The 20984-nt window shown below is 71.7% G+C and carries 23 protein-coding genes; 18 read left to right on the top strand and 5 right to left on the bottom strand.

Going from position 1 to position 20984, the window contains the following annotated elements; genetic code table 11:
* Positions 1 to 107 precede the first annotated feature (107 nt).
* Both AC0699_RS08785 and AC0699_RS08780 read left to right on the top strand, forming a co-directional pair.
* On the top strand, positions 108 to 1181 hold the full coding sequence (locus AC0699_RS08785) for a nitronate monooxygenase (protein ID WP_478657426.1): 1074 nt from the start codon (positions 108 to 110) through the stop codon (positions 1179 to 1181).
* A complete protein-coding gene (locus AC0699_RS08780; protein ID WP_478657423.1) occupies positions 1178 to 1909 on the top strand; it encodes a 16S rRNA (uracil(1498)-N(3))-methyltransferase in 732 nt (243 codons plus the stop codon). Before AC0699_RS08785 ends, AC0699_RS08780 begins: the two co-directional genes overlap by 4 nt.
* Here AC0699_RS08780 and AC0699_RS08775 read toward each other — a convergent pair.
* Entirely contained in the window at positions 1880 to 2269 is a 390-nt protein-coding gene (locus tag AC0699_RS08775) for a hypothetical protein (protein ID WP_478657421.1), read from the bottom strand. The two genes, AC0699_RS08780 and AC0699_RS08775, sit on opposite strands and share 30 nt — an antisense overlap.
* A 75-nt stretch (positions 2270 to 2344) precedes the next feature.
* Between AC0699_RS08775 and AC0699_RS08770 the strand changes: the two genes are divergently transcribed.
* The 4 genes from AC0699_RS08770 to AC0699_RS08755 all read left to right on the top strand — a co-directional run bounded on the left by AC0699_RS08770 (position 2345) and on the right by AC0699_RS08755 (position 5195).
* A complete protein-coding gene (locus tag AC0699_RS08770; protein WP_478657419.1) occupies positions 2345 to 2845 on the top strand; it encodes a hypothetical protein in 501 nt (166 codons plus the stop codon).
* Positions 2846 to 2910: 65 nt separating this feature from the next.
* On the top strand, positions 2911 to 3270 hold the full coding sequence (locus AC0699_RS08765) for a histidine triad nucleotide-binding protein (RefSeq protein WP_453659266.1): 360 nt from the start codon (positions 2911 to 2913) through the stop codon (positions 3268 to 3270).
* Positions 3271 to 3277: 7 nt separating this feature from the next.
* Positions 3278 to 4186: a ribonuclease Z gene (locus AC0699_RS08760; protein WP_478657417.1), complete on the top strand. Its 909-nt coding sequence runs from the start codon at positions 3278 to 3280 to the stop codon at positions 4184 to 4186.
* 10 nt (positions 4187 to 4196) lie between these two features.
* Positions 4197 to 5195 (top strand): adenosine deaminase, encoded by a 999-nt coding sequence (locus AC0699_RS08755; protein WP_478657415.1) that lies wholly within the window; start codon positions 4197 to 4199, stop codon positions 5193 to 5195.
* Between the two features lie 10 nt (positions 5196 to 5205).
* Here the strand turns inward: AC0699_RS08755 and AC0699_RS08750 are convergent, their stop codons facing one another.
* Complete coding sequence (locus AC0699_RS08750; RefSeq protein WP_478657412.1) at positions 5206 to 6546, bottom strand: MFS transporter; 1341 nt, start codon at positions 6544 to 6546, stop codon at positions 5206 to 5208.
* Positions 6547 to 6813: 267 nt separating this feature from the next.
* Here AC0699_RS08750 and AC0699_RS08745 point away from each other — a divergent pair, with 267 nt between their 5' ends.
* The 5 genes from AC0699_RS08745 (at position 6814) to AC0699_RS08725 (ending at position 11312) form a co-directional block, all read left to right on the top strand.
* The gene (locus AC0699_RS08745; RefSeq protein WP_478657410.1) at positions 6814 to 7935 is read left to right on the top strand and encodes a PfkB family carbohydrate kinase; all 1122 of its coding nucleotides are present in this window, start codon (positions 6814 to 6816) and stop codon (positions 7933 to 7935) included.
* A 142-nt stretch (positions 7936 to 8077) separates the two neighbouring features.
* Positions 8078 to 9103: a PhoH family protein gene (locus tag AC0699_RS08740; RefSeq protein ID WP_453659271.1), complete on the top strand. Its 1026-nt coding sequence runs from the start codon at positions 8078 to 8080 to the stop codon at positions 9101 to 9103.
* A 13-nt stretch (positions 9104 to 9116) separates the two neighbouring features.
* Positions 9117 to 9614, top strand: coding sequence for an rRNA maturation RNase YbeY (ybeY, locus tag AC0699_RS08735; protein WP_478657408.1), 498 nt, complete (start codon positions 9117 to 9119; stop codon positions 9612 to 9614).
* A gap of 67 nt (positions 9615 to 9681) precedes the next feature.
* Positions 9682 to 10950 (top strand): hemolysin family protein, encoded by a 1269-nt coding sequence (locus AC0699_RS08730; protein WP_478657406.1) that lies wholly within the window; start codon positions 9682 to 9684, stop codon positions 10948 to 10950.
* Positions 10947 to 11312 carry an MmcQ/YjbR family DNA-binding protein gene (locus tag AC0699_RS08725; protein ID WP_478657403.1) on the top strand — a complete coding sequence of 122 codons (366 nt, stop codon included), beginning with the start codon at positions 10947 to 10949 and terminating at the stop codon, positions 11310 to 11312. Before AC0699_RS08730 ends, AC0699_RS08725 begins: the two co-directional genes overlap by 4 nt.
* Here AC0699_RS08725 and AC0699_RS08720 read toward each other — a convergent pair.
* Positions 11239 to 12777, bottom strand: a complete 1539-nt coding sequence (locus AC0699_RS08720; protein ID WP_478657401.1) for an MFS transporter — start codon at positions 12775 to 12777, stop codon at positions 11239 to 11241. The genes AC0699_RS08725 and AC0699_RS08720 overlap by 74 nt on opposite strands.
* Before the next feature lie 138 nt (positions 12778 to 12915).
* On the opposite strand from AC0699_RS08720, the gene AC0699_RS08715 reads away from it, so the two are divergent.
* The 7 genes from AC0699_RS08715 (at position 12916) to AC0699_RS08685 (ending at position 19216) form a co-directional block, all read left to right on the top strand.
* Positions 12916 to 13740, top strand: a complete 825-nt coding sequence (locus AC0699_RS08715; protein WP_478657936.1) for a helix-turn-helix transcriptional regulator — start codon at positions 12916 to 12918, stop codon at positions 13738 to 13740.
* Positions 13741 to 13814: 74 nt separating this feature from the next.
* Positions 13815 to 14168: a cytidine deaminase gene (locus AC0699_RS08710; RefSeq protein WP_478657399.1), complete on the top strand. Its 354-nt coding sequence runs from the start codon at positions 13815 to 13817 to the stop codon at positions 14166 to 14168.
* 2 nt (positions 14169 to 14170) lie between these two features.
* Complete coding sequence (locus tag AC0699_RS08705; RefSeq protein ID WP_478657397.1) at positions 14171 to 14542, top strand: hypothetical protein; 372 nt, start codon at positions 14171 to 14173, stop codon at positions 14540 to 14542.
* 434 nt (positions 14543 to 14976) lie between these two features.
* A complete protein-coding gene (locus AC0699_RS08700) occupies positions 14977 to 16314 on the top strand; it encodes a WxL domain-containing protein (RefSeq protein WP_478657395.1) in 1338 nt (445 codons plus the stop codon).
* A gap of 62 nt (positions 16315 to 16376) precedes the next feature.
* Positions 16377 to 17321, top strand: coding sequence for a DUF916 domain-containing protein (locus AC0699_RS08695; RefSeq protein ID WP_478657393.1), 945 nt, complete (start codon positions 16377 to 16379; stop codon positions 17319 to 17321).
* Between the two features lie 127 nt (positions 17322 to 17448).
* Complete coding sequence (gene era / locus AC0699_RS08690) at positions 17449 to 18396, top strand: GTPase Era (RefSeq protein ID WP_385416260.1); 948 nt, start codon at positions 17449 to 17451, stop codon at positions 18394 to 18396.
* A 97-nt stretch (positions 18397 to 18493) separates the two neighbouring features.
* The gene (locus tag AC0699_RS08685) at positions 18494 to 19216 is read left to right on the top strand and encodes a TetR/AcrR family transcriptional regulator (RefSeq protein ID WP_478657390.1); all 723 of its coding nucleotides are present in this window, start codon (positions 18494 to 18496) and stop codon (positions 19214 to 19216) included.
* Here the strand turns inward: AC0699_RS08685 and AC0699_RS08680 are convergent.
* Together AC0699_RS08680 and AC0699_RS08675 are read right to left on the bottom strand one after the other, a co-directional pair.
* Positions 19213 to 19479, bottom strand: coding sequence for a protealysin inhibitor emfourin (locus AC0699_RS08680; RefSeq protein WP_478657388.1), 267 nt, complete (start codon positions 19477 to 19479; stop codon positions 19213 to 19215). The two genes, AC0699_RS08685 and AC0699_RS08680, sit on opposite strands and share 4 nt — an antisense overlap.
* Before the next feature lie 146 nt (positions 19480 to 19625).
* On the bottom strand, positions 19626 to 20681 hold the full coding sequence (locus tag AC0699_RS08675; RefSeq protein WP_478657386.1) for a M4 family metallopeptidase: 1056 nt from the start codon (positions 20679 to 20681) through the stop codon (positions 19626 to 19628).
* Positions 20682 to 20984: the final 303 nt, after the last annotated feature.

Below are 20984 nucleotides of genomic sequence, written 5' to 3'. Positions count from 1 at the left end.
ACCGAGGCGAGGCCGCGTCGCGCCGCACCCCCGACCCTCTTGGGGGCAGATGCGGGCCGTCCCGCGCCGGATTCGGCCGTGCCGTCGGGACGTGGCACCATGCGGGCATGTCCTCCGCGCTGACCGATCTCTGCCGTTACCCGATCGTGCAGGCCCCCATGGCGGGTGGCGCTTCCTGTCCTGAGCTCGCCGCTGCCGTGTCCGAGGCCGGCGGGTTCGGGTTCCTGGCCGCCGGGTACAAGACGGCGGACGGCATGTACCAGGAGATCAAACAGGTGCGTGGGCTCACCGGCCGCCCCTTCGGCGTCAATCTCTTCATGCCCCAGCCGCATTACGCCGACCCGGCCGCCGTCGAGGTGTACCGGCACCAGCTCGCCGGGGAGGTGAGCTGGTACGACACGCCGCTCGGCGACCCCGACGCCGGACGGGACGACGGGTACGAGGCCAAGCTGGCGATCCTGCGCGACGACCCCGTACCCCTCGTGTCCTTCACCTTCGGCTGCCCCACCCGGCAGACCCTGGACGCCCTCAAGCGCGCCGGGACGCTCACCGTCGTGACCGTCACCACGCCCGAGGAGGCACAGGCCGCGCAGAGCGTGGGCGCCGACGCCATCTGTGTCCAGGGCATCGAGGCGGGCGGCCACCAGGGCACGCACCGCGACGACCCCGCCACCGACGGCGGCGGCATCGGGCTGCTGGCACTGATCGCGCTGATCAGGGAGACCGTACCGCTCCCGATCGTCGCGGCCGGTGGACTGATGCGCGGCAGCCAGATCGCCGCCGCGCTGGCCGCGGGCGCCGACGCGGCCCAGCTCGGCACCGCGTTTCTCGTCTGCCCCGAGTCCGGTGCGAACGCGGTGCACAAGCAGGCCATGACCAATCCGCTGTTCGCCCGCACCGAACTCACCCGAGCCTTCTCCGGACGCCCGGCCCGCGGCCTGGTCAACCGGTTCATGAGCGAGCACGGACGGTACGCGCCCGCCGCATACCCCGAGGTGCACCACCTCACCTCCGGTCTGCGCAAGGCCGCGGCCAAGGCGGGCGACCCACAGGGCATGGCCCTCTGGGCAGGTCAGGGCCACCGGATGGCCCGCGACCTTCCCGCCGGGCGGCTCGTCGAGGTGCTCGCCGCCGAACTGGGCGCCGCGAGCGCCGCTCTCGCCCTGCGGAGTCCCTCATGACCGCCCCGGTGTTCGTCGTCGACCGCGTCACCCCCGGCACCGTCACCCTCGACGGTCCCGAGGGACGGCACGCCGTCTCCGTACGCAGGCTCCGCGTCGGCGAGGAGATCGTGCTGACGGACGGCGCGGGCAACGGCGCCTACGGCACCGTCGCCGCCGTCGAGGGCAAGGACCGTCTCGATGTCACCGTCGCCGAGGTGCGCACGGAGATCGAGCCCTCGCCCCGGATCACCGTCGTCCAGGCGCTTCCCAAGGGCGACCGCGGCGAACTCGCCGTCGAGACCATGACGGAGACCGGGGTCGACGCGATCGTGCCGTGGGCCGCCGCCCGCTGCATCACGCAGTGGAAGGGCGACCGCGGCGCCAAGTCCCTCGCCAAGTGGCGCGCCACGGCGCGCGAGGCGGGCAAGCAGTCGCGCCGGCTGCGCTTCCCGGAGGTCGCGGACGCCGCGACGACCAAGCAGGTTGTGCGACTTCTCGCCGAGGCGGACTTCGCCGCCGTCCTGCACGAGGAGGGCGCCGAGCCGCTGGCCACCGCACAGCTGCCGTCGACCGGCGAGATCGTGCTGGTCGTCGGTCCCGAAGGAGGCGTCTCCCCCGAGGAGTTGGCCGCCTTCGCGGAGGCGGGCGCGAAGCCGTACCGGCTCGGGCGGAGTGTTCTGCGCACCTCCACGGCCGGGACGGCGGCCGCCGCGCTGCTACTGGGCCGTACCGGCCGCTGGTCCTGACCCGGCCGTACGTCCCACCAGCGCGTCGAACAGCGGCCAGCCGTCGATCTCCGCGATGCCGTGCGCGACCGGCAGCAGCCCGCGCGCTGCGGCCTCCTCGAGGAACCGGCGTACGACACCGGGCTCGTGAAGGTTCAGACAGGTGTCGTGGCCGGTGGTGCCGAGCAGGCCGGACGACCAGTACGCGCCGGCCACGATGCGTCCCCGGCCGTCACGGAACACGAACCGCAGCTGGGCGTGCGGGGCTTCGGCGCGGCGCACGGTCAGGATCTCGCGGCACTCCGGGTGGAGATGCCCGACCGACCAGAGCCAGACCTCCGGGCCCACCGTCAGCCGTCGGGGTGTGCGGTCGCGTCTCATCCCCCCACCGTACGCGGCGCGTTGTGACCGCAACTGGTCTACCGCCACCGCAGCGCCGGTGGGACGCTGCCGGGCATGGGCGCGTACACACGGGTACTGGCAGCGATCGGTCTGGCCGGCGCCGCGGCCCTCGGCGCCGTGGCGTGCGAACCCGGCACGGGCGGCGGGCTGAGCGCGATGGCGGTGTCCTTCACGACGGACGCCGCAGGTACCCGCGCGCTGGAGCGCGCCGGTGTCCAGGTGCGCTGGCTCAGCTGTACGACCACGCTCAGTACCGGTCACACGGCCTCCCCTTCGGCACCGGCCGTCGCCACCGTCGCATGCGAGGGCGAAACCGATGGGGAAGGGACCGGCCGGAAGATCATGATCAACGGCAAGGTCACCCAGGAGATCGACGGGCGCTGCGTACGCGGCGACCTGAAGGCCAAGGCGGGCGGCCGTACGGTGTTCCACGTCGGTGTCCTCGGCGACTGCAGCGCTCCGACACCCACGCGGGTCCCCGGCGGCGACGGCCCGCCCCGCCCCACGGTCACCGTGACGGTGACCGTCACCGAAACCCGTACCCCGGGCAAGTAGCCCGGCGCCCCGGCACCGATAGCATGCAGATCCATTGATCGTCGGAGTCATGAAGGGGCCGGACCATGGCGGGAGAACCGCAAGCCGACTGCCTGTTCTGCAAGATCGTCGCGGGGGAGGTCCCGGCCACCGTCGTACGCGAGACCGAGACGACCGTCGCCTTCCGCGACATCAATCCGCAGGCGCCGACGCATGTGCTTGTCATCCCCAAGTCGCACTACCCGGACGCCGCCACGCTCGCCGCGGCCGAGCCCACCGTCGTCGCCGACATACTGCGCGAGGCGGCCGAGGTCGCGGCCGAGGACAAGGTGGACGCCACCGGCTTCCGTGTCGTCTTCAACACCGGCAGCGGCGCGGGGCAGACCGTCTTCCACGCGCACCTCCACGTCCTCGGCGGGCGCGGCTTCAACTGGCCGCCCGGATAGTCACCGCATGTCCGTACGAGAACTGGTCGTGCTCGGCACCGCCAGCCAGGTCCCGACCCGGCACCGCAACCACAACGGCTATCTGCTGCGCTGGGACGGCGAAGGCATCCTCTTCGACCCGGGCGAGGGCACCCAGCGGCAGATGCTGCGGGCCGGCGTCGCCGCGCACGACATCAACCGCATCTGTGTCACGCACTTCCACGGCGACCACTCCCTCGGTCTCGCCGGGGTGATCCAGCGCATCAACCTCGACCAGGTGCCGCACCCGGTGACCGCGCACTACCCGGCGAGCGGGCAGCGCTTCTTCGACCGGCTCCGCTACGCGACCGCCTACCGGGAGTGCGTACAGCTCACGGAGGCGCCGGTCGCCACCGACGGCGTGCTCGCCGACACCTCCTCGTACACCCTGGAGGCGCGCCGGCTCTCGCATTCCGTGGAGTCGTTCGGCTACCGGCTGACCGAACCCGACGGCCGCCGCATGCTGCCCGAGCGGCTCGCCGCGCACGGCATCAAGGGCCCCGACGTGGGCCGCATCCAGCGCGAGGGCGTACTCGGCGGCGTCACCCTGGAGGAGGTGAGCGAGGTACGGCGCGGCCAGCGTTTCGCGTTCGTCATGGACACCAGGCTGTGCGAGGGCGCGTACGAGCTGGCCGAGGGCTGCGACATGCTCGTCATCGAGTCGACGTTCCTCGACGAGGACCATCTGCTGGCCACCGACCACGGCCACCTCACCGCCGGTCAGGCGGCTCGCGTGGCGCGCGATGCGGGCGTACGGCACCTCGTCCTGACACACTTCTCGCAGCGCTACAGCGAGCCCGAGGAGTTCGAGCGGCAGGCCCGGGCAGCCGGCTTCGACGGCGAACTCTCCGTGGCCCAGGACCTCGTCCGGGTCCCCGTACCCAAACGCGAACTCTGAGCGAGCACCGATGTCACTCCCCAAGGCCGAACTGCACCTGCACATCGAGGGCACCCTCGAACCCGAACTCGCCTTCGAACTGGCCGAGCGCAACGGCGTCCGGCTGCCGTACGCCGGCACCGAAGACCTCCGCAAGGCGTACCTCTTCAGCGATCTGCAGTCCTTCCTCGACCTGTACTACGGGCTGATGGCGGTCCTGCACACCGCGAGCGACTTCACCGACCTCGCCGACGCGTACCTCGCGCGCGCGGCGGCCCAGGGCGTACGGCACGCCGAGATCTTCTTCGACCCACAGGCGCACACCGGCCGCGGCATCCCGATCGGCACGGTGATCGAAGGGCTCGCGCACGCGCTGGACCGGAGCGAGGAGCGGCACGGCGTCTCCACGCAGCTGATCATGTGCTTCCTGCGCGACGAGTCCGCCGAGTCGGCCATGGAGACGCTCGACGCGGCGAAGCCGTACCTCCACCACATCAGCGCGGTCGGCCTGGACTCGGCCGAGGTCGGGCATCCGCCCGCCAAGTTCCGCGAGGTGTACGCGGCCGCCGAGTCCCTCGGACTGCGCAAGGTCGCCCACGCCGGCGAGGAGGGCCCGCCCGCGTACATCCGGGAGGCCCTGGACGTTCTCGGTGTCGAACGCATCGACCACGGCCTCCGCGCGATGGAGGATCCGGAACTGGTCGAACGCCTCGTCCGTGACCGGGTACCCCTCACCGTGTGCCCGCTGTCGAACGTCCGCCTGCGCGCCGTCGACACCCTGGAGGACCACCCGCTGCGCTCGATGATGGACGCCGGGCTGCTGGTGACCGTCAACTCCGACGACCCCGCGTACTTCGGCGGCTATGTCGGCGACACGTTCCACGCGGTACGGGAGGCGCTGGGCCTGAGCCAGGACCAGCTGCGCGAGCTGGCCCGCAACTCCTTCCGGGCCGCGTTCCTCGACCATGACGAGGCCCGCCGGGAGCGGTACCTGGCGGACGTCGAGTCGTACGACTTCGACACCGACTGACGCGGGCCGGTCAGGACGCCAGGACCTTCGAGGACCGGTCCCGCAGGAGCCGGCGCCGACGGGCCCGCACCCGTGTCGTCACCGGTACCGGGATCTCCGCGACCGGCTGTTCCGGGGCGCCGATCTGGGGGACCCGGGCCCCCGACGGGGCGCCCGTCGTGAGGGCGACCACCGCGGCCGGGGCGCCGCCGCGGCGGCGGATGGCGCCGGGGACCAGCGGGCGGCCCGAGGTGTGGAGGGCCACCGCGGTCATCGGCACCGCCACCAGGAGCAGCAGGGCGCACAGCACCAGCCCCATCCCCGGGTATCCCGCGTGCTCGGAGAGCAGGCTGCCGGTGAGCGGTCCGCACGCGACGCCCAGCGACGACGCGGAGCCCACGAGCACCGCCCACCGGCCGCGCGGGTCGAGCGACGCGGCGAGTCCGATCAGATACGACAGGACCGCGGGGTAGAAGACGTTCCACAGGATCTCGCCCGTGGCGAAGGTCATCAGACCCCGCGCCGACGAACTGACCACGATGCAGCAGGCGATGAGGGCCGTGCCCGCGCCGATCGGGATCGCCCGGCCGAGCCGTGCCCCCAGCGCGCCCGCGCCGAGGACGCCCGCGAGCCCCGCACCCAGCGCGACCGCGAAGACCGCGCCGACCGTGACCTCGCTCAGCCCCGCCTGGGTGACCCCGATCCGCCCGCTCACGCCCCACAGGGCGTTCTGCGCCATCGACCAGCAGAGCATGGCGCCCGCGAGAACCGCCCCCGAGCGCACCCGGGGCAGCCGGGGCGGCCCGGTCCGTGGGCTCTGGCCGCTCACCCGTGCGCCGGCCGTGTCGAGCCGTCCCGTCGCGGGCCACACCAGCACCGCGGCGAGCGCGAGCGCCGCGAACGGCACCGCGTGTCCGCCCCCGAGCCGCGGGAGCGTGAGATACAGGACCCCCGCGGACGCCGACACCGCGAGCAGCCCGAGCGACGAGGCGCGGTGCGGGTCGCGCTGCGTGGCGATTCCGGCCGCGGCGACTGCCGTCGCCGTACCCGAGCCGAGGCCGCCCACCGCGGTCCCGGCGACCACCAGCGGTACGGACGAGGCCAGCGCAGCGGTCCCGTACCCGGTCAGGGCGAGCAGCAGGCCCAGCCGGGAGAGCCGCCGCGGCCCGTGCCGCTCGACCCGCGAGGCCAGCACGAAGCCCGCAACAGCAGAGTGCAGCAGCAGCGTCGAGCCGACGAGCCCGGCCTGGGCGGGGGAGAGTCCGAGTCCGGCGGAGAGCCGGCCGACGACGGTCGGCAGGAGATACGCGGCGAGGTAGCCGGCGGCGAAGACGGCGACCAAGGGCCACGCGGCGCGCGGGCGCGAGGGCATGGGCGTTCCCGGGAACAAGGGGGGCGAAGGTGGGGTGGAGCGCCCGGTTTTGCACGGGAACGCGCGCCAATTTGTATCAAGCGTCCCCGGGGCCGGAGAAGATGGAATGGTGTGATGCGGGGCACATTTGGTTTGTGCTGGATCAGTAGGGGTAGTGGCACGCACTCTCTGTGGGCTGCCACCTCTGCGGTGGGGCGAGGATCGGGCACACTGGCCTGATTCGCACCGCTCTTGCAGCGCACCTCGCACCGCGATTCGGGAGCCACCGTGATCACGACCGATGGAGAGCAGCAGCAACGCACCACAGACGTCGACCCGTTGGGCGCGCTGCGCACCGGCGGGGACCCGGAATGCGATGTGTTCCTCACCGGCACGGTCTTCCTCGACATCATCTTCACCGGTCTGGACAGCGCCCCGGTGCGGGGCACCGAGTCCTGGGCACGGGGGATGGGGCAGAGCCCGGGCGGGGTCGCCAACATGGCCACCGCGCTCGCCCGGCTCGGTCTGCGCACCTCGCTCGCCGCGGCCTTCGGCGACGACTTCTACGGCGACTACTGCTGGGACGCCCTGGAGCAGGGCGAGGGCATCGATCTGTCCCGGTCGCGGACCGTGCCCGGCTGGCACTCCCCGGTGACCGTCTCCATGGCGTACGAGGGCGAGCGGACGATGATCTCGCACGGTCACGAGGCCCCGCCGCCGGAGGACAACGGCGCCCCGTTCCACCCGGTGCCGCCGCGCGCACGGGCCGCCGTCGCCTCCCTCGCGCCCGACCGCCGCGAGGGCTGGATCGCCGAAGCGGCCGGCCGGGGCGCGCGGATCTTCGCCGATACCGGCTGGGACGACACCGGCCGCTGGGATCTTGCGTCACTGCTCGATCTGGAGTTGTGCGAGGCGTTCCTGCCCAACGCGCAGGAGGCGATGCGCTACACCTGCACCGACTGCCCCCGGGCCGCGGCCCGGGCACTGGCCGACAGGGTGCCGGTCGCCGTCGTCACGCTCGGCGCGGAGGGCGCGTACGCCGTGGACGGTGCGACGGGGGAGACCGCGGAGGTCCCGGCGATCGCGGTGGAGGCGCTGGATCCGACGGGAGCGGGCGATGTCTTCATGGCCGGTTTCGTCACGGGCACGCTCGCGGGCTGGCCGCTCGCGGACCGGCTCGCCTTCGCCGGGCTGATCGCCGCACTGTCCGTGCAGGAGTTCGGCGGCTCGCTGTCCGCGCCCGGCTGGTCGGAGGTGGCGGCCTGGTGGCAGTACGTGCGGGGCTGCTCCGACCAGGACCCGGAGGCGCTGGCCAGGTACGCCTTCCTCGCCCGGTTGCTGCCGGCGGCGGCCCGGCCGTGGCCGCTGCGGCGCGCGTTGCCGACGATCGGCTTCCGCCGCTCGGCCTGAGCAAGGGTACCCGGGGGAACTCCCCCACCCCAGGAAAAGGGCTTCGGGACTGTCGGTGCGGGGTCGTACGCTGGTACTCCAGAGGTTGTCGAGCAGCGAGAACCCTGCAACGGGAGGTATGTGCAGGCCACAGAGCCGGCCCATGACTCAGACACCCACAGCCCAGACCCCAGCGCCGGGACAGGCACGAGCCCAGTTCACCGTCCCGGCCAAGCATCCGATGGTGACCGTTCTCGGTTCGGGTGACGCCCTGCTGCGCGTGATCGAGAAGGCCTTCCCGGCGGCCGACATCCATGTCCGGGGCAACGAGGTCAGTGCGATCGGCGACGCGCGGGAAGTCGCTCTGATCCAGCGCCTCTTCGACGAGATGATGCTGGTGCTCCGCACCGGACAGCCCATGACGGAGGACGCGGTGGAACGCTCGATCGCCATGCTCAGGGCGAGCGAGAACGGGACGGGGCCCGACGAGACCCCGGCCGAAGTGCTCACGCAGAACATCCTCTCCAGCCGCGGCCGCACCATCCGCCCCAAGACCCTCAACCAGAAGCGCTACGTCGACGCGATCGACAAGCACACGGTCGTCTTCGGCATCGGCCCCGCCGGTACGGGCAAGACCTATCTGGCGATGGCCAAGGCGGTCCAGGCGCTCCAGTCCAAGCAGGTCAACCGCATCATCCTGACCCGCCCCGCCGTCGAGGCGGGCGAGCGCCTCGGCTTCCTGCCCGGCACGCTGTACGAGAAGATCGACCCGTATCTGCGTCCGCTCTACGACGCGCTGCACGACATGATCGACCCGGACTCGATCCCGCGCCTCATGGCCGCGGGCACGATCGAGGTCGCGCCGCTGGCGTACATGCGAGGCCGTACGCTCAACGACGCGTTCATCATCCTCGACGAGGCGCAGAACACGAATCCGGAACAGATGAAGATGTTCCTGACGCGTCTCGGCTTCGATTCGAAGATCGTCGTCACCGGTGACATCACCCAGGTCGACCTGCCGGGCAGTACCAAGAGCGGCCTGCGCCAGGTCCGGGAGATCCTGGACGGTGTCCCGGATGTGCACTTCTCCATGCTGACGTCTCAGGATGTCGTCCGGCACAAGCTCGTCGGCCGTATCGTCGACGCGTACGAGCAGTACGACAGCCGAAACGGCACCAACGGGAAGTAGACCGAAGAACACCATGTCGATCGACGTCAACAACGAGTCCGGCACAGAGGTCGACGAGCAGGCGATCCTCGACATCGCCCGCTACGCGCTCGCGCGGATGCGTATCCACCCGCTGTCCGAGCTCTCGGTGATCGTTGTGGACGCCGACGCCATGGAGCAGCTCCACATCCAGTGGATGGACCTGCCGGGGCCCACCGACGTCATGTCCTTCCCGATGGACGAGCTGCGCCCGCCGGTCAAGGACGCCGAGGAGCCCCCGCAGGGGCTCCTCGGCGACATCGTGCTCTGCCCCGAGGTCGCCCAGAAGCAGGGCGAGGAAGCGCCGACCCAGCACTCCATGGACGAGGAGCTCCAGTTGCTCACCGTCCATGGGGTGCTGCACCTTCTGGGGTACGACCACGAGGAGACGGACGAGCGCGCCGAGATGTTCGGTCTGCAGGCGGCGATCGTCGACGGCTGGCGGGCGGAGAAGGGCCTGACCGGCCCGTCCCCGGCGCCGACCGTCTCATGAGCCCGCGCATGAGCACGCCCGTCCCGCCCATGAGCACGGCCGTCCCGCTCGTGAGCGTGGCCGGATCATGACCGGCCAACTGATCATCGCCGCGGTCCTGCTGGTCGTCGTCGCCTGGCTGGCGGCGTGTGCCGAAGCCGGTATCGCCCGTGTCTCCAGCTTCCGTGCCGACGAGGCGGTGCGCTCGGGACGGCGCGGCGCCGACCGGCTGGCGCAGGTCGCCTCCGACCCGACGCGCTATCTCAACGTCGCCCTGCTGGTGCGGGTCGCCTGCGAGATGGCCGCCGGGGTGTTCGTCACCTACGCCTGTCTCCAGGAGTTCTCCGAGACCTGGCAGGCGCTGACCGTCGCCATCGGCGTGATGGTCCTCGTCTCCTTCGTCGCCGTCGGGGTCTCCCCGCGCACCATCGGCCGCCAGCACCCGGTGAACACGGCGACGGCCGCCGCGTACGTGCTGCTGCCGCTGGCCCGCGTCATGGGCCCGGTCCCGCAACTGCTGATCCTCATCGGCAACGCGCTGACGCCGGGCAAGGGCTTCCGCAAGGGTCCGTTCGCGAGCGAGGCGGAGCTGCGTGCGATGGTCGACCTCGCCGAGCAGGAGTCGCTCATCGAGGACGAGGAGCGCCGTATGGTGCACTCGGTCTTCGAGCTCGGCGACACCCTCGTACGGGAAGTCATGGTTCCGCGTACCGACCTGGTCGCGATCGAGCGCTACAAGACCATCCGCCAGGCGCTCACCCTCGCTCTGCGCTCCGGCTTCTCCCGTATCCCGGTGACCGGGGAGAACGAGGACGACATCGTCGGGATCGTGTATCTGAAGGACCTGGTCCGCAAGACGCACATCAAGCGGGACGCGGAGGCCGAGCTGGTCTCCACGGCGATGCGCCCGGCGGCCTTCGTGCCCGACACGAAGAACGCGGGCGATCTGCTGCGCGAGATGCAGCAGGAGCGCAACCATGTCGCCGTCGTCATCGACGAGTACGGCGGCACGGCCGGGATCGTCACCATCGAGGACATCCTGGAGGAGATCGTCGGCGAGATCACCGACGAGTACGACCGGGAGCTGCCGCCCGTGCAGGAGCTGGGCGACTCGCGCTACCGGGTCACCGCCCGGCTCGACATCGGCGACCTCGGCGAGCTGTTCGGGCTCGACGAGTTCGACGACGAGGACGTGGAGACCGTGGGCGGGCTGCTCGCCAAGTCCCTTGGGCGGGTGCCGATCGCCGGCGCCAGCGCGGTGGTGGACCTGCCGGACGGGCGCTCGCTCCGGCTGACCGCCGAGGCCACGGCCGGCCGCCGCAACAAGATCGTCACCGTCCTCGTGGAGCCCTCATGACCGACCGGTTGACCGCTGCGCAGCTCAAAGCCCTGTGCCTGGAGCAGAACGCCGCGTCGGAGGACTTCCCCTTCGGCCCGGAACACTCGGTCTTCAAGGTCGCCGGGAAGATGTTCGCCATCAGCGACCTGGACGCCACCCCGCTGAAGATCGCGCTCAAATGCGACCCGGACGAGGCGGTCCGGCTGCGCGCCGAGTACCCGGCGATCGTCCCGGGCTACCACCTCAACAAACGCCACTGGAACACGGTGACGGTGGGCGAACTCCCGGCCCGTATGGTCCGGGAGCTCATCGAGGACTCGTACGACCTGGTCGTGGCGGGCCTGCCGAAGGCGGAGCGGCTCCGCCTCGACCGGCCCTGACCCGCCTCAGGGCCTGTCCGGCGGATCTTGCTGGGCAGCCTGATCCACGGACAGGCCCCAGACACGACCTAGGCGCGCGCCTGCGCAGGCCCACCGCCACCAGCAGCGCCGCCCCCACCACGATCGCCGCGTCGATCGCCAGCACGGTGCGCACACCGTCGTACAGCGCGCCGCCGGTCGTCGCCAGCACACCGAGCAGCGGAATGCCGACGGTGAGCCCCACCTGCTGGGTCGTGGTGACCAGACCGGTCGCCAGGCCCTGCTCCTCGTCCGGCACGCCCGAGGTGACGGTCAGCCCGTACGAGATGATCGCGCCCAGATGGCACATGCTCGCCAGCGAGACCGCGACGGTCGCGAGGACGGCTCCCGACTCCTTGCCGAGGCCCAGCAGGACCGCCACGAACAGGCCCTGGCCCAGCAGCGACAGCGCCAGCGTGCGGCGCGCGCCCAGCCGGCCGATGACCTTCGGGGCGTACATACCGGCGACCACCGACGCCACGCCCTGCACACCGAAGACCAGCCCGGTGCCGGACGCGGAGAGGCCGAGGACCTCCTGCAGATACAGGGTCAGGACGAAGACGACGGTCGACATCATCGAGAAGGTGATCAGCCCGCCCAGGTTGCCGACGGCCACCGTGCGGCGGCGCAGCATCGGCAGCGACACCAGCGGGGCGGCACTGCGCGACTCGACGACCACGAACGCGACGAGCAGGACGAGGCCCGTGGCGAGTGCGCCGAGGACGTCCACGCCGCCGAAGCCCCGCTCGGCCGCCGTGGTCAGCGCGTAGATCAGGGCGAGCAGCCCGCTGGTGACGGCGACCGCACCGGGGAAGTCGAGGCGCGGCCGGTCGGGAGTACGGGACTCCGGCAGCAGGCCCGGTGCGAGCGGCAGCACGATCAGGGTGAACACGGCGAGCAGACCCATCGTGGAGCGCCAGCCGAGCGCGTCGGTCATCACCCCGCCCAGCAGCATGCCGACGGTGAAGCCCAGCGACAGCAGCGTGCCGCTGATGCCCAGGGCCCGGTCGCGCTCCGGCCCTTCGGGGAAGGTGGTGGTCAGCAGGGACATACCCGTCGGCACGATGGCCGCGGCGCCGAGCCCCTGCAGCGCCCGTCCGGCGAGGAACGACGCCGGGTCCCAGGCGAAGGTCGCGAGCAGGGACGCGGCGCCGAAAAGGGCGAGTCCGCCGAGGAACAGCCTGCGGCGGCCGTACAGATCGGCGATCCGGCCGAAGAGCAGCAGAAAGCCGCCGGACGGCAGCGCGAAAGCGGTGACCGCCCACTGCAGGGCGGAGGTGCTCATGCCGAGATCGGCACCGAGCACGGGCAGCGCCACGTTGAGCACGGAGAAGTCGAGGGCGACCATGAACTGCGCGGCGCACAGGACGAACAGGATCAGGCGGGCCCGGCCGGTCAGCCGGACCGGCGCGTTCTCCCGCTGGGGGACGGAGGTGTCGATTGCCATGCTCCGACCCTCCGTCGGCCGGAATACCGGTGGGGAGCCGGTACTTATCCTGTTGGTCGCACCACCACTCAGGGGGAGACGGACGTGACGGGGGACCGGCTGAAGGCGCATCGCCTCGCCGAACTGCGGGAGTTCCTGATGAGCCGCCGGGCCCGGGTCAGCCCGGCGGAGGCCGGACTGCCGGACGGCGGCCCGAGACGGCGTACACCGGGCCTGCGCCGCGAAGAGGTCGCGGTCCTCGCGGGGGTCGGCGTCTCCTGGTACCAGTGGCTGGAGCAGGGGCGGGACATCACGGTCTCGCCGCAGGTGCTGGACTCGGTGGCGCGGGTGCTGCGGCTGAGCGGCGCGGAGCGGCGCCACCTGTACGTGCTGGCCGGGCTCAACCCGCCGCAGCCGGAGGTCGATCCGGGCGAGCAGCACCGCAACTGTGAGGGGTTGCGGCGGCTGATCGACGCCTGGATGCCGTTCCCGGCGCACATCATGGACGCGTACTGGAACACGATCATGTACAACGACGCGGCCGCGATGGTCATGGGCATGCGTCCCGAGATCTCCCAGAACTGTCTGATCACGTTCTTCACCGATCCCCTCTACCGCGCGCGGGCGACGAGCTGGGAGCGGAACGCGGCGACGGTCGTGGCGCAGTTCCGCGGGGCGTGCTCCGAGTGCCCGGACGACGAGGGGTTCCGGGTGCTGGTCGAGGAGGCGAGGGAAGCGAGCGAGGAGTTCGCCGAGCTGTGGGACCGGCGTGACATCGCGCCCGGCGGGCAGGTGCGCAAGGAGATGGAGCACCCGGTGGTGGGCACGCTGTACGTGGAGTCGACGCAGCTGCGGGTGCCGGCCAGGCCGGATCTGACGATCGTGCTCCACACCCCGCTGCCGGAGGCGGACACGGCGGCGAAGCTGGAGTGGCTGGCGTCGCCGGAGGGGCGGCGGGGGTCGATGTATCCGCTCACGGGCTGAGCGGGCGCGCCGCCGCCAGGCCCTGGGGCGAGGGTGCCCGGAGCTGACCGGGGTTGCCGACTTATGCTCGGCACATGACTGAGAGCACCGAACTCGACCCCGAGGACCGCAAGATCATCACGCTGGCGCGCAGCGCCCGCGCCCGCAACGGTGTGCCGGAGGGCGCGGCGGTACGGGACGAGACCGGGCGTACGTACGTGGCGGGCACGGTCGCGCTGGAGTCGCTGCGGCTGAGCGCGCTGCAGACCGCGGTGGCCATGGCGGTGGCGAGCGGCGCGAAGTCGCTGGAGGCCGCGGCGGTCGTCGCCGAGACCGACACGGTCGCGGACGCCGACCGCGCGGCGGTCCGCGATCTCGGCGGCCCGGCGACCCCGGTCCTGCTGGCGGGCCCCGACGGGGTGCTGCGTACGACGGTGACGGCGGGCTGACGATGCCCCGTGCCTCGCGCACCTGGGCGCGCGTGGCCCTGGTGGTCGGCCTCGTCGGCGTCGTGATCAATCTGACCGACTGGGCCGTCTCCGGCAGGGTGGCCGCGTCCGACGCGTTCCCGCTCTTCCTCGCGGCGGCCGCGGGCGCCGAACTGACCACCGGCCCCCGCCGCCGCGCCCTGCGCGCCGCGGCGGGCGTGGTCCTCCTGGCAGCCGGCCTCGCCGCCGGCATCACCGCCGCCACCGGCCTGATCCGCGGCGGGCCCGTCGACTGGCTGGGTCTGACGCTCGGCGTGCTCGTGGTGCTCTACGCGGTGGTGATCACGGCAGCGCTGGTGACACGCCGCCGCGAACAGGGCTCGTCCCCGGCCTGACCCCGGCCGGCCGTGTACCTCGGGCGTCCCGCGCTGCGGGCCCGGCCGTCTGCCGGTCGTCTGCCCGGCCGACCGTGCCCTTCGGGCGTCCCGCGCGGACGTGGGCTCCTTTCCCCGCCCCGCCCCTTCCCGCTGTGTCGATGTTCGGCTCCGTCGCGCGGGGGCTCCGCCCCAGACGCCGCGCCTCAAACGCCGGCGGGGCTCACTTTGAGCGGAGTGCGTACGGGGTCTGGGGGCTTGCCCCCAGTTACGGGAAAGCCGCACCCCGCTCTCACCGGCCGACGTCACCTTCCGTGGCGCCGGTCTCTCAACTGACCTGCGGAAACACCGATCTTGACAGTATCTGATGGGTCATCAGTCGGTGCATTTCGATTCCATTGACTTCTCTTCCCCCCGCCACGTCAATGGCGCCCACCGACTGAAGGGGGAAGCACATGGCATCCCAACGATCCGCTCAGCGAAGACACCGCTGGGCAGCCGTTCTGGGGGTGACCGCGCTCGCGGTCACCGGCGGCGGGTTCCTCATCGCCCCCGCCCACGCCCAGGTGGCGGCCGCACAGGCGGTCGACTTCCCGACGCACTGCGTACCGCCGCCGATCGCCGGCATCCCGCCCATCGACGGCACGACCACCGCCGAGATCACCGTCGACAACGCCGCACCCAAGGTCGGTGACACGGTCACCGTCACGTACACCGTGACCAAACCCGCCGCCGGCAACCCCGTCGACATCGCCCTCCCGGCCGACATCATGACGCCCACCGGCAAGGTCACCCTCGGCGGTGCCCAGACCGGCAGCGTCACGATGACCGGCCCGAAGAAGAACCCGCCGGTGCCGGGCAAGGCGCCGTTCCCGTCGTTCTCCATGACCGGTACGTTCACGGTCACCGCGCCCGGCACGACCACACTCTCGCCCGGCGACTACAACATCCACACCAGCTACATCATGGAGCTGGACACCCCCTGCACGGTGACGAACCCGCCCGCACCCGTCTCCCAGACGATCGTCGCCACCCCGCAGTCCGTCCCCAACGAGCGCGCCATCCAGCTCGCTACGGCGTCCGGTAAACCGGGCGACAAGGTCACGGTCACCGGGACCAAGTTCGCCCCGGGCGCCGATGTCACCGTGGCCGGCCGCTCCGGAGCGGCGGAGACCGCCGACAAGACGACGGTCAAGGCGAGCTCCAGCGGCTCGTTCACCGCGCAGCTCACGGTGAACGACAAGGCCACCTCCGGCATCGTCGCGTACGAGGGTGCCGCCTGGAATGCCGACAAGGGCGCGGGCCCGGCGGCCTACACCGTCATCGACGACACCCCGCTCCCCGCCAACAGCCAGAAGCTGAACTCCTCCGTCGCGGCCGGAACCCTCTCGATGACCCAGGCCGGGGACACCGTCCAGCTGACGTCGGTCGACTTCGGCAAGGGCGGCGCCTCCACCGGTGACCTGAACGCGGTGACGGTCAAGGACTTCCGCGGCGGCCCCGCGGGCTGGTCCCTGACCGGCAAGGTCACCGACTTCACCGGACCCGGCGGAAAGATCGACGCCGGCAAGCTCTCCTGGACCCCGTCCTGCACCACCAAGGCGGGCAGCCCCAGCACCTGCGCGGCGGGCACCGCGGGCGTGGTCGGCAGCGCCGGCGCGACCCTGGCGTCCACCCCCAACGCGGCGTTGACCGGCGGTGAGTTCACCGCGGCCGCGAAGGTGTCGCTGGACGTCCCGGCGTTCACCGCCCCCGGCGCCTACGCGGGCGTGCTGACCCTCACCCTCACCTGACACCCACGGCGGGCCGGGCGCGCACCCGGTCGGCCCGCCCCGACCCCGGGGGTTTCCGCACCGTGCGAAAGCTGTCCGCACTCCTTCTCGCCCTGTCCGCGTTCCTGTACGGCACCCCGGGCGCCGCCCACGCCGCCGACAACGGCGAGTGGTCCGTCGAGCCCGCGGCCTCCGAGCTGGGCCGCCGCCCGTACTTCTATCTCTCCGCCGACCCCGGCACCACGCTCACCGACCAGGTCACCGTCAGCAACAGGACCGCCGCCTCCCTGACCTTCGTGCTGTACGCCGCCGACGCGTACAACACCGCGCGGGACGGCGGCTTCGCCGTACGTACCCGCAAGGAGCGGCAGCGCGGCGTCGGCGCCTGGGCGAAGCCGGCGCGCGACCGGGTCACGGTCCCGGCACGCTCCTCGGTCACCGTCCCGTACACGCTCACCGTCCCCGGGACCGCCGACCCCGGCGACCACCCGGGAGCACTGGTCGCCCTCGACGAGCGCATCGCCGCGGGGAGCGGCGGAGCCGTCGCCGTGGGCATCCAGCGGGCCGTCGGCGCCCGGGTCTACCTCCGGGTGAACGGCCCGACCGTGCCCGCCCTGTCCGTCGAGGACGTGACGTACGCCCCCGACAAGCCCCTGCTGCCCGGTGCCGGCGACAGCAGCGCGGTCATCTCGTACACGCTCCACAACCGGGGCAACGTCACTCTCAACCCCAAGGTCGCCCTGCGCGCCGAGGGAGTCTTCGGCCGTACGCTCCTGGCCCGCGAGCTGACGAAGATCCCCAGCGAGCTGCTGCCGCGCCAGAAGATCCGGCTCACGGAGAGCTGGGCGGGAGCGCCTCAGCTCGACTGGGGCGAGGTCACACTGACCGCGAGCGCACGGGACGTGCGTGAGTCCGCGGCGGTGTCCTTCGTCGCCCTGCCGTGGCTGGTCGTGGCCGCCCTGCTGGCGGCCGGGACCGGCACGGTGACGTGGCTCCGCCTGCGGCACCGGAGGGTGCGCGGTACGTGAGGGCGTGGAGTGCCGGGTGCCGCGGTACGTGAAGGCGTGGCGTGCCGGGGATGCCGCGGTGCGTGAGCGCGGGTGTGCCCAGGGTGCGCGGTACGTGAGTGTCCCGGGATCGGGGAGAATGGCCCGCATGAGCGTTCACACCCCTGGATCCGAGGCCCCGCACCGCGCCGGCTTCGCCTGCTTCGTCGGCCGCCCCAACGCGGGCAAGTCCACCCTCACGAACGCTCTGGTCGGCCAGAAGGTGGCGATCACCTCCAAGAAGCCGCAGACCACCCGGCACACCGTCCGCGGCATCGTGCACCGCCCCGACCTGAACGCGCAGCTCGTGCTCGTCGACACCCCCGGCCTGCACAAGCCGCGCACGCTGCTCGGCGAGCGGCTCAACGACGTCGTACGGACGACCTGGGCCGAGGTCGACGTGATCGGCTTCTGTCTGCCGGCCAACGAGAAGGTCGGCCCGGGGGATCGTTTCATCGCCAAGGAGCTCGCCGGGATCAAGAAGACCCCGAAGGTCGCGATCGTCACCAAGACCGACCTGGTCGACTCCAAGACGCTGGCGGAGCAGCTGATCGCCATCGACCGGCTCGGCCAGGAGCTCGGCATCGAGTGGGCGGAGATCGTCCCGGTGTCCGCGGTCGGCGACAAGCAGGTCGCGCTCCTCGGTGACCTCCTCGTCCCGCTCATGCCGGAGAGCCCCCCGCTCTACCCGGAGGGCGACCTCACCGACGAGCCCGAGCAGGTCATGGTCGCCGAGCTGATCCGCGAGGCCGCGCTCGAAGGCGTACGGGACGAACTGCCGCACTCCATCGCGGTCGTCGTCGAGGAGATGCTGCCCCGCGAGGACCGCCCGGCCGACAAGCCGCTCCTCGACATCCACGCGAACGTCTACATCGAGCGCCCCAGCCAGAAGGGCATCATCATCGGCCCGAAGGGCAGCCGCCTCAAGGAGGTCGGCATCAAGTCCCGCAAGCACATCGAGGCGCTGCTGGGCACGCCGGTCTTCCTCGACCTCCATGTGAAGGTCGCCAAGGACTGGCAGCGGGACCCGAAGCAGCTGCGCAAGCTGGGTTTCTGACCTCCGCGCCGGGGCCCGCGCGCAAGGGGCCCTCCCTCGGCCCCGGGCCGGATGTCCATCACGCTGCTGCTGCCCATAACAGCGTTACCCTGCTGCCGTGTCATCCGCGAACTCCGTACGCCGTCGGCTGCTCGACGAAGCGGCCCGCATCCTCGCCGAACAGGGTCCGGCCGCCCTCAGCGCCCGTCGCCTGGTCAAGGAGGTCGGCGCCTCCACGATGGCTGTCTACACCCACTTCGGCTCGATGTCCGAGCTCGTACGGGAGCTGATGCGCGAGGGCTTCGCACGCTTCCGCGCCCGCGCCGAGTCGGTGACGGGTGACTCCGATCCGGTCGTCGAACTCGCCGCGCTCTGCCGCTGCTACCAGGACTTCGCGCGCGCCGAACCCGACGTCTACGCCGTGCTGTTCGGCGGCGCCGGCCTCGCCGGCTTCGTGCTCACCGAGGACGATCGCCGCATGGGGGTGTCCGTCCTGCGCCTGCCCCGGGACGCGATCCGGCGCTGCGTCGCCATGGGCCGCTTCCGCTGTGAGGCGGACCCGGACCTCCTGGTCCGCCAGCTCTTCGCCCAGATGCACGGCCTCGCCCAACTCGCCCGGACCGGCTACATCATGGGCGACTACACACCTGACCAGGTGCTGGCGGGCGCGCTCCGCGACTTCGCCGTCGCGGCGGGCGACGCCCCGGGCCTCGCTGCGGCCTCGGTCGCGACGGGTCTCGGCACGCCCGGAGAGACGCGCCGCCCCGGAGCCCGGCCTCCGAGCCCTGCCCCGGAGCCGCAGCCGCAGCCGGATCCGGATCCCGATCCCTGCAAGGACTAGGAGCCTTCCTTCAGCACCCGCGAGATGAGCGACCGCTGCGCCTCCGTAAGCCGTGGATCCGCGCAGTACACCGTCTTGTCGTCCACCGTGATCTGGTACTGGAATCCGTCCGGCACCCCCACCGGCGGCGTGCCCCGGCCGTCACTCACGGCCTGGTCGGCCAGGGCATGCCACTCCTGGGCGTCGGGCCGCCCCGAGGTGTCCACCTCGGAGACCCGCTCGATGCCGGCGAAACCACCCGTGCGTCGCACTTGAATACGCATGGGTCCTGTCTAGCCTGTCCCGGGCGGATCCGCCTCCGTCGGCGGCCCACCTGGCTTCTGTCCTGGGGCCTGCCCGGTGGATCAAGCCTTAGGGCAGGCAGGACGGCCAGGACAGGGCAGGACAGGCAGCCCGGACAGGACAGGCCTCAGGCCGTGGCCACCCCGACCTGCGACCAGGCCTTCAGCACCGCCTCGTGCTCCTCGCCCTCGCCGTACCGCGCGGCCGACGCCGCGACCGTGGCCTTGGCGAAGTCCGTGAAGGAGGCGTCGACCTCAAGGCTCCCCGAGGTCATCGTGTCGTACCAGATCTGCCCCGCCCGCTCCCACGCCTTGCCGCCGAGCTGCGTGGCGAGCAGGTAGAACGCGTGGTTGGGGATGCCGGAGTTGATGTGGACACCGCCGTTGTCCCGGCCCGTCCGGACGTAGTCGTCCATCGTCGCGGGCTGCGGGTCCTTGCCGAGGACGTCGTCGTCGTACGCCGTACCCGGCGCCTTCATCGACCGCAGCGCCACCCCGGTCACGCCCGGTGCGAGCAACCCGGCGCCGATCAGCCAGTCGGCCTGGTCGGCGGTCTGGTCGAGGGTGTACTGCTTCACCAGCGAGCCGAAGACGTCCGAGACCGACTCGTTCAGCGCGCCCGGCTGGCCGAAGTACGTGAGGTTCGCCGAGTACTGGGTGAAGCCGTGTGCCAGCTCATGGGCGATGACGTCGACCGGCACGGTGAAGTCGAGGAAGATCTCGCCGTCCCCGTCGCCGAACACCATCTGCTCGCCGTTCCAGAAGGCGTTCCCGTAGTTCTCGTCGTAGTGGACGGTCGCGTCGAGCGGCAGGCCGTTGCCGTCGACGGAGTTGTGCCCGTACGCGGAGAGCAGCAGCTCGAAGGTCGCGCCGAGGCCCGCGTACGCGCGGTTGACGGTCGCGTCCTGGCCGGGCTCGTCGCCCTCGGAGCGCACCTTCGTACCCGGCAGCGCGGTCTTGTGCTCCGCGTCGTAGAGGGTGCGCCGGGGCTTCGCCCCGGTCTCCCGGCCGACCGGGGCGGCCGCGCCGACGACGGTGGTCAGCCGGCGGCCGGTGCGGTGCCCGGCGTCCGCGATCAGGGTGCGGCGGGCGGCCGCGGCGATCGCGGGATCGTCGGCCTGGGCGAGCTTGTCGAGCAGGTGCGGCGGCACGATGCCGCAGAAGACAGGCGTGAAGGAATCCATGTCTGGCAATGTGGCAGTGGGTCATGACGCTGTCACTACCTGCGACGATGATTAGTAAAATAGGGTGATAGTTCACATTTGCCCGTTACTGATCGGTCGTCCCGCATACTGAAACGGGACCGGCACTTCCGCCAAGGCTCAGCTAGGCTCGTCCGCATCATGCGTTTCGGGCTGCTTCTCCTTAGCTGCCGCGGCGAGGGCCTGTAGTCGTAGGCCGACCCCCTCCCCGCGGAGTCTGGTGCTGCTTCGAGAGAGTGCGACCAAGTCGGCCGTCCCGCCCCAGCAGGACCCCCGAGGAGCCCT

The organism is Streptomyces sp. NPDC043870 (genome assembly GCF_056435785.1).
The sequence above is the reverse complement of the archived record's forward strand: the minus strand, read 5'-3'. Positions and strand labels throughout refer to the sequence as shown.

Excerpts from the sequence above, each read along its gene's own strand:
- AC0699_RS08785 (WP_478657426.1), top strand. The coding sequence starts at position 108 with ATGTCCTCCGCGCTGACCGATCTCTGCCGTTACCCGATCGTGCAGGCC.
- AC0699_RS08780 (WP_478657423.1), top strand. The coding sequence starts at position 1,178 with ATGACCGCCCCGGTGTTCGTCGTCGACCGCGTCACCCCCGGCACCGTC.
- AC0699_RS08775 (WP_478657421.1), bottom strand. The coding sequence starts at position 2,269 with ATGAGACGCGACCGCACACCCCGACGGCTGACGGTGGGCCCGGAGGTC.
- AC0699_RS08770 (WP_478657419.1), top strand. The coding sequence starts at position 2,345 with ATGGGCGCGTACACACGGGTACTGGCAGCGATCGGTCTGGCCGGCGCC.
- AC0699_RS08765 (WP_453659266.1), top strand. The coding sequence starts at position 2,911 with ATGGCGGGAGAACCGCAAGCCGACTGCCTGTTCTGCAAGATCGTCGCG.
- AC0699_RS08760 (WP_478657417.1), top strand. The coding sequence starts at position 3,278 with ATGTCCGTACGAGAACTGGTCGTGCTCGGCACCGCCAGCCAGGTCCCG.
- AC0699_RS08755 (WP_478657415.1), top strand. The coding sequence starts at position 4,197 with ATGTCACTCCCCAAGGCCGAACTGCACCTGCACATCGAGGGCACCCTC.
- AC0699_RS08750 (WP_478657412.1), bottom strand. The coding sequence starts at position 6,546 with ATGCCCTCGCGCCCGCGCGCCGCGTGGCCCTTGGTCGCCGTCTTCGCC.
- AC0699_RS08740 (WP_453659271.1), top strand. The coding sequence starts at position 8,078 with ATGACTCAGACACCCACAGCCCAGACCCCAGCGCCGGGACAGGCACGA.
- ybeY (WP_478657408.1), top strand. The coding sequence starts at position 9,117 with ATGTCGATCGACGTCAACAACGAGTCCGGCACAGAGGTCGACGAGCAG.
- AC0699_RS08730 (WP_478657406.1), top strand. The coding sequence starts at position 9,682 with ATGACCGGCCAACTGATCATCGCCGCGGTCCTGCTGGTCGTCGTCGCC.
- AC0699_RS08725 (WP_478657403.1), top strand. The coding sequence starts at position 10,947 with ATGACCGACCGGTTGACCGCTGCGCAGCTCAAAGCCCTGTGCCTGGAG.
- AC0699_RS08720 (WP_478657401.1), bottom strand. The coding sequence starts at position 12,777 with ATGGCAATCGACACCTCCGTCCCCCAGCGGGAGAACGCGCCGGTCCGG.
- AC0699_RS08715 (WP_478657936.1), top strand. The coding sequence starts at position 12,916 with ATGAGCCGCCGGGCCCGGGTCAGCCCGGCGGAGGCCGGACTGCCGGAC.
- AC0699_RS08710 (WP_478657399.1), top strand. The coding sequence starts at position 13,815 with ATGACTGAGAGCACCGAACTCGACCCCGAGGACCGCAAGATCATCACG.
- AC0699_RS08705 (WP_478657397.1), top strand. The coding sequence starts at position 14,171 with ATGCCCCGTGCCTCGCGCACCTGGGCGCGCGTGGCCCTGGTGGTCGGC.
- AC0699_RS08700 (WP_478657395.1), top strand. The coding sequence starts at position 14,977 with ATGGCATCCCAACGATCCGCTCAGCGAAGACACCGCTGGGCAGCCGTT.
- era (WP_385416260.1), top strand. The coding sequence starts at position 17,449 with ATGAGCGTTCACACCCCTGGATCCGAGGCCCCGCACCGCGCCGGCTTC.
- AC0699_RS08680 (WP_478657388.1), bottom strand. The coding sequence starts at position 19,479 with ATGCGTATTCAAGTGCGACGCACGGGTGGTTTCGCCGGCATCGAGCGG.
- AC0699_RS08675 (WP_478657386.1), bottom strand. The coding sequence starts at position 20,681 with ATGGATTCCTTCACGCCTGTCTTCTGCGGCATCGTGCCGCCGCACCTG.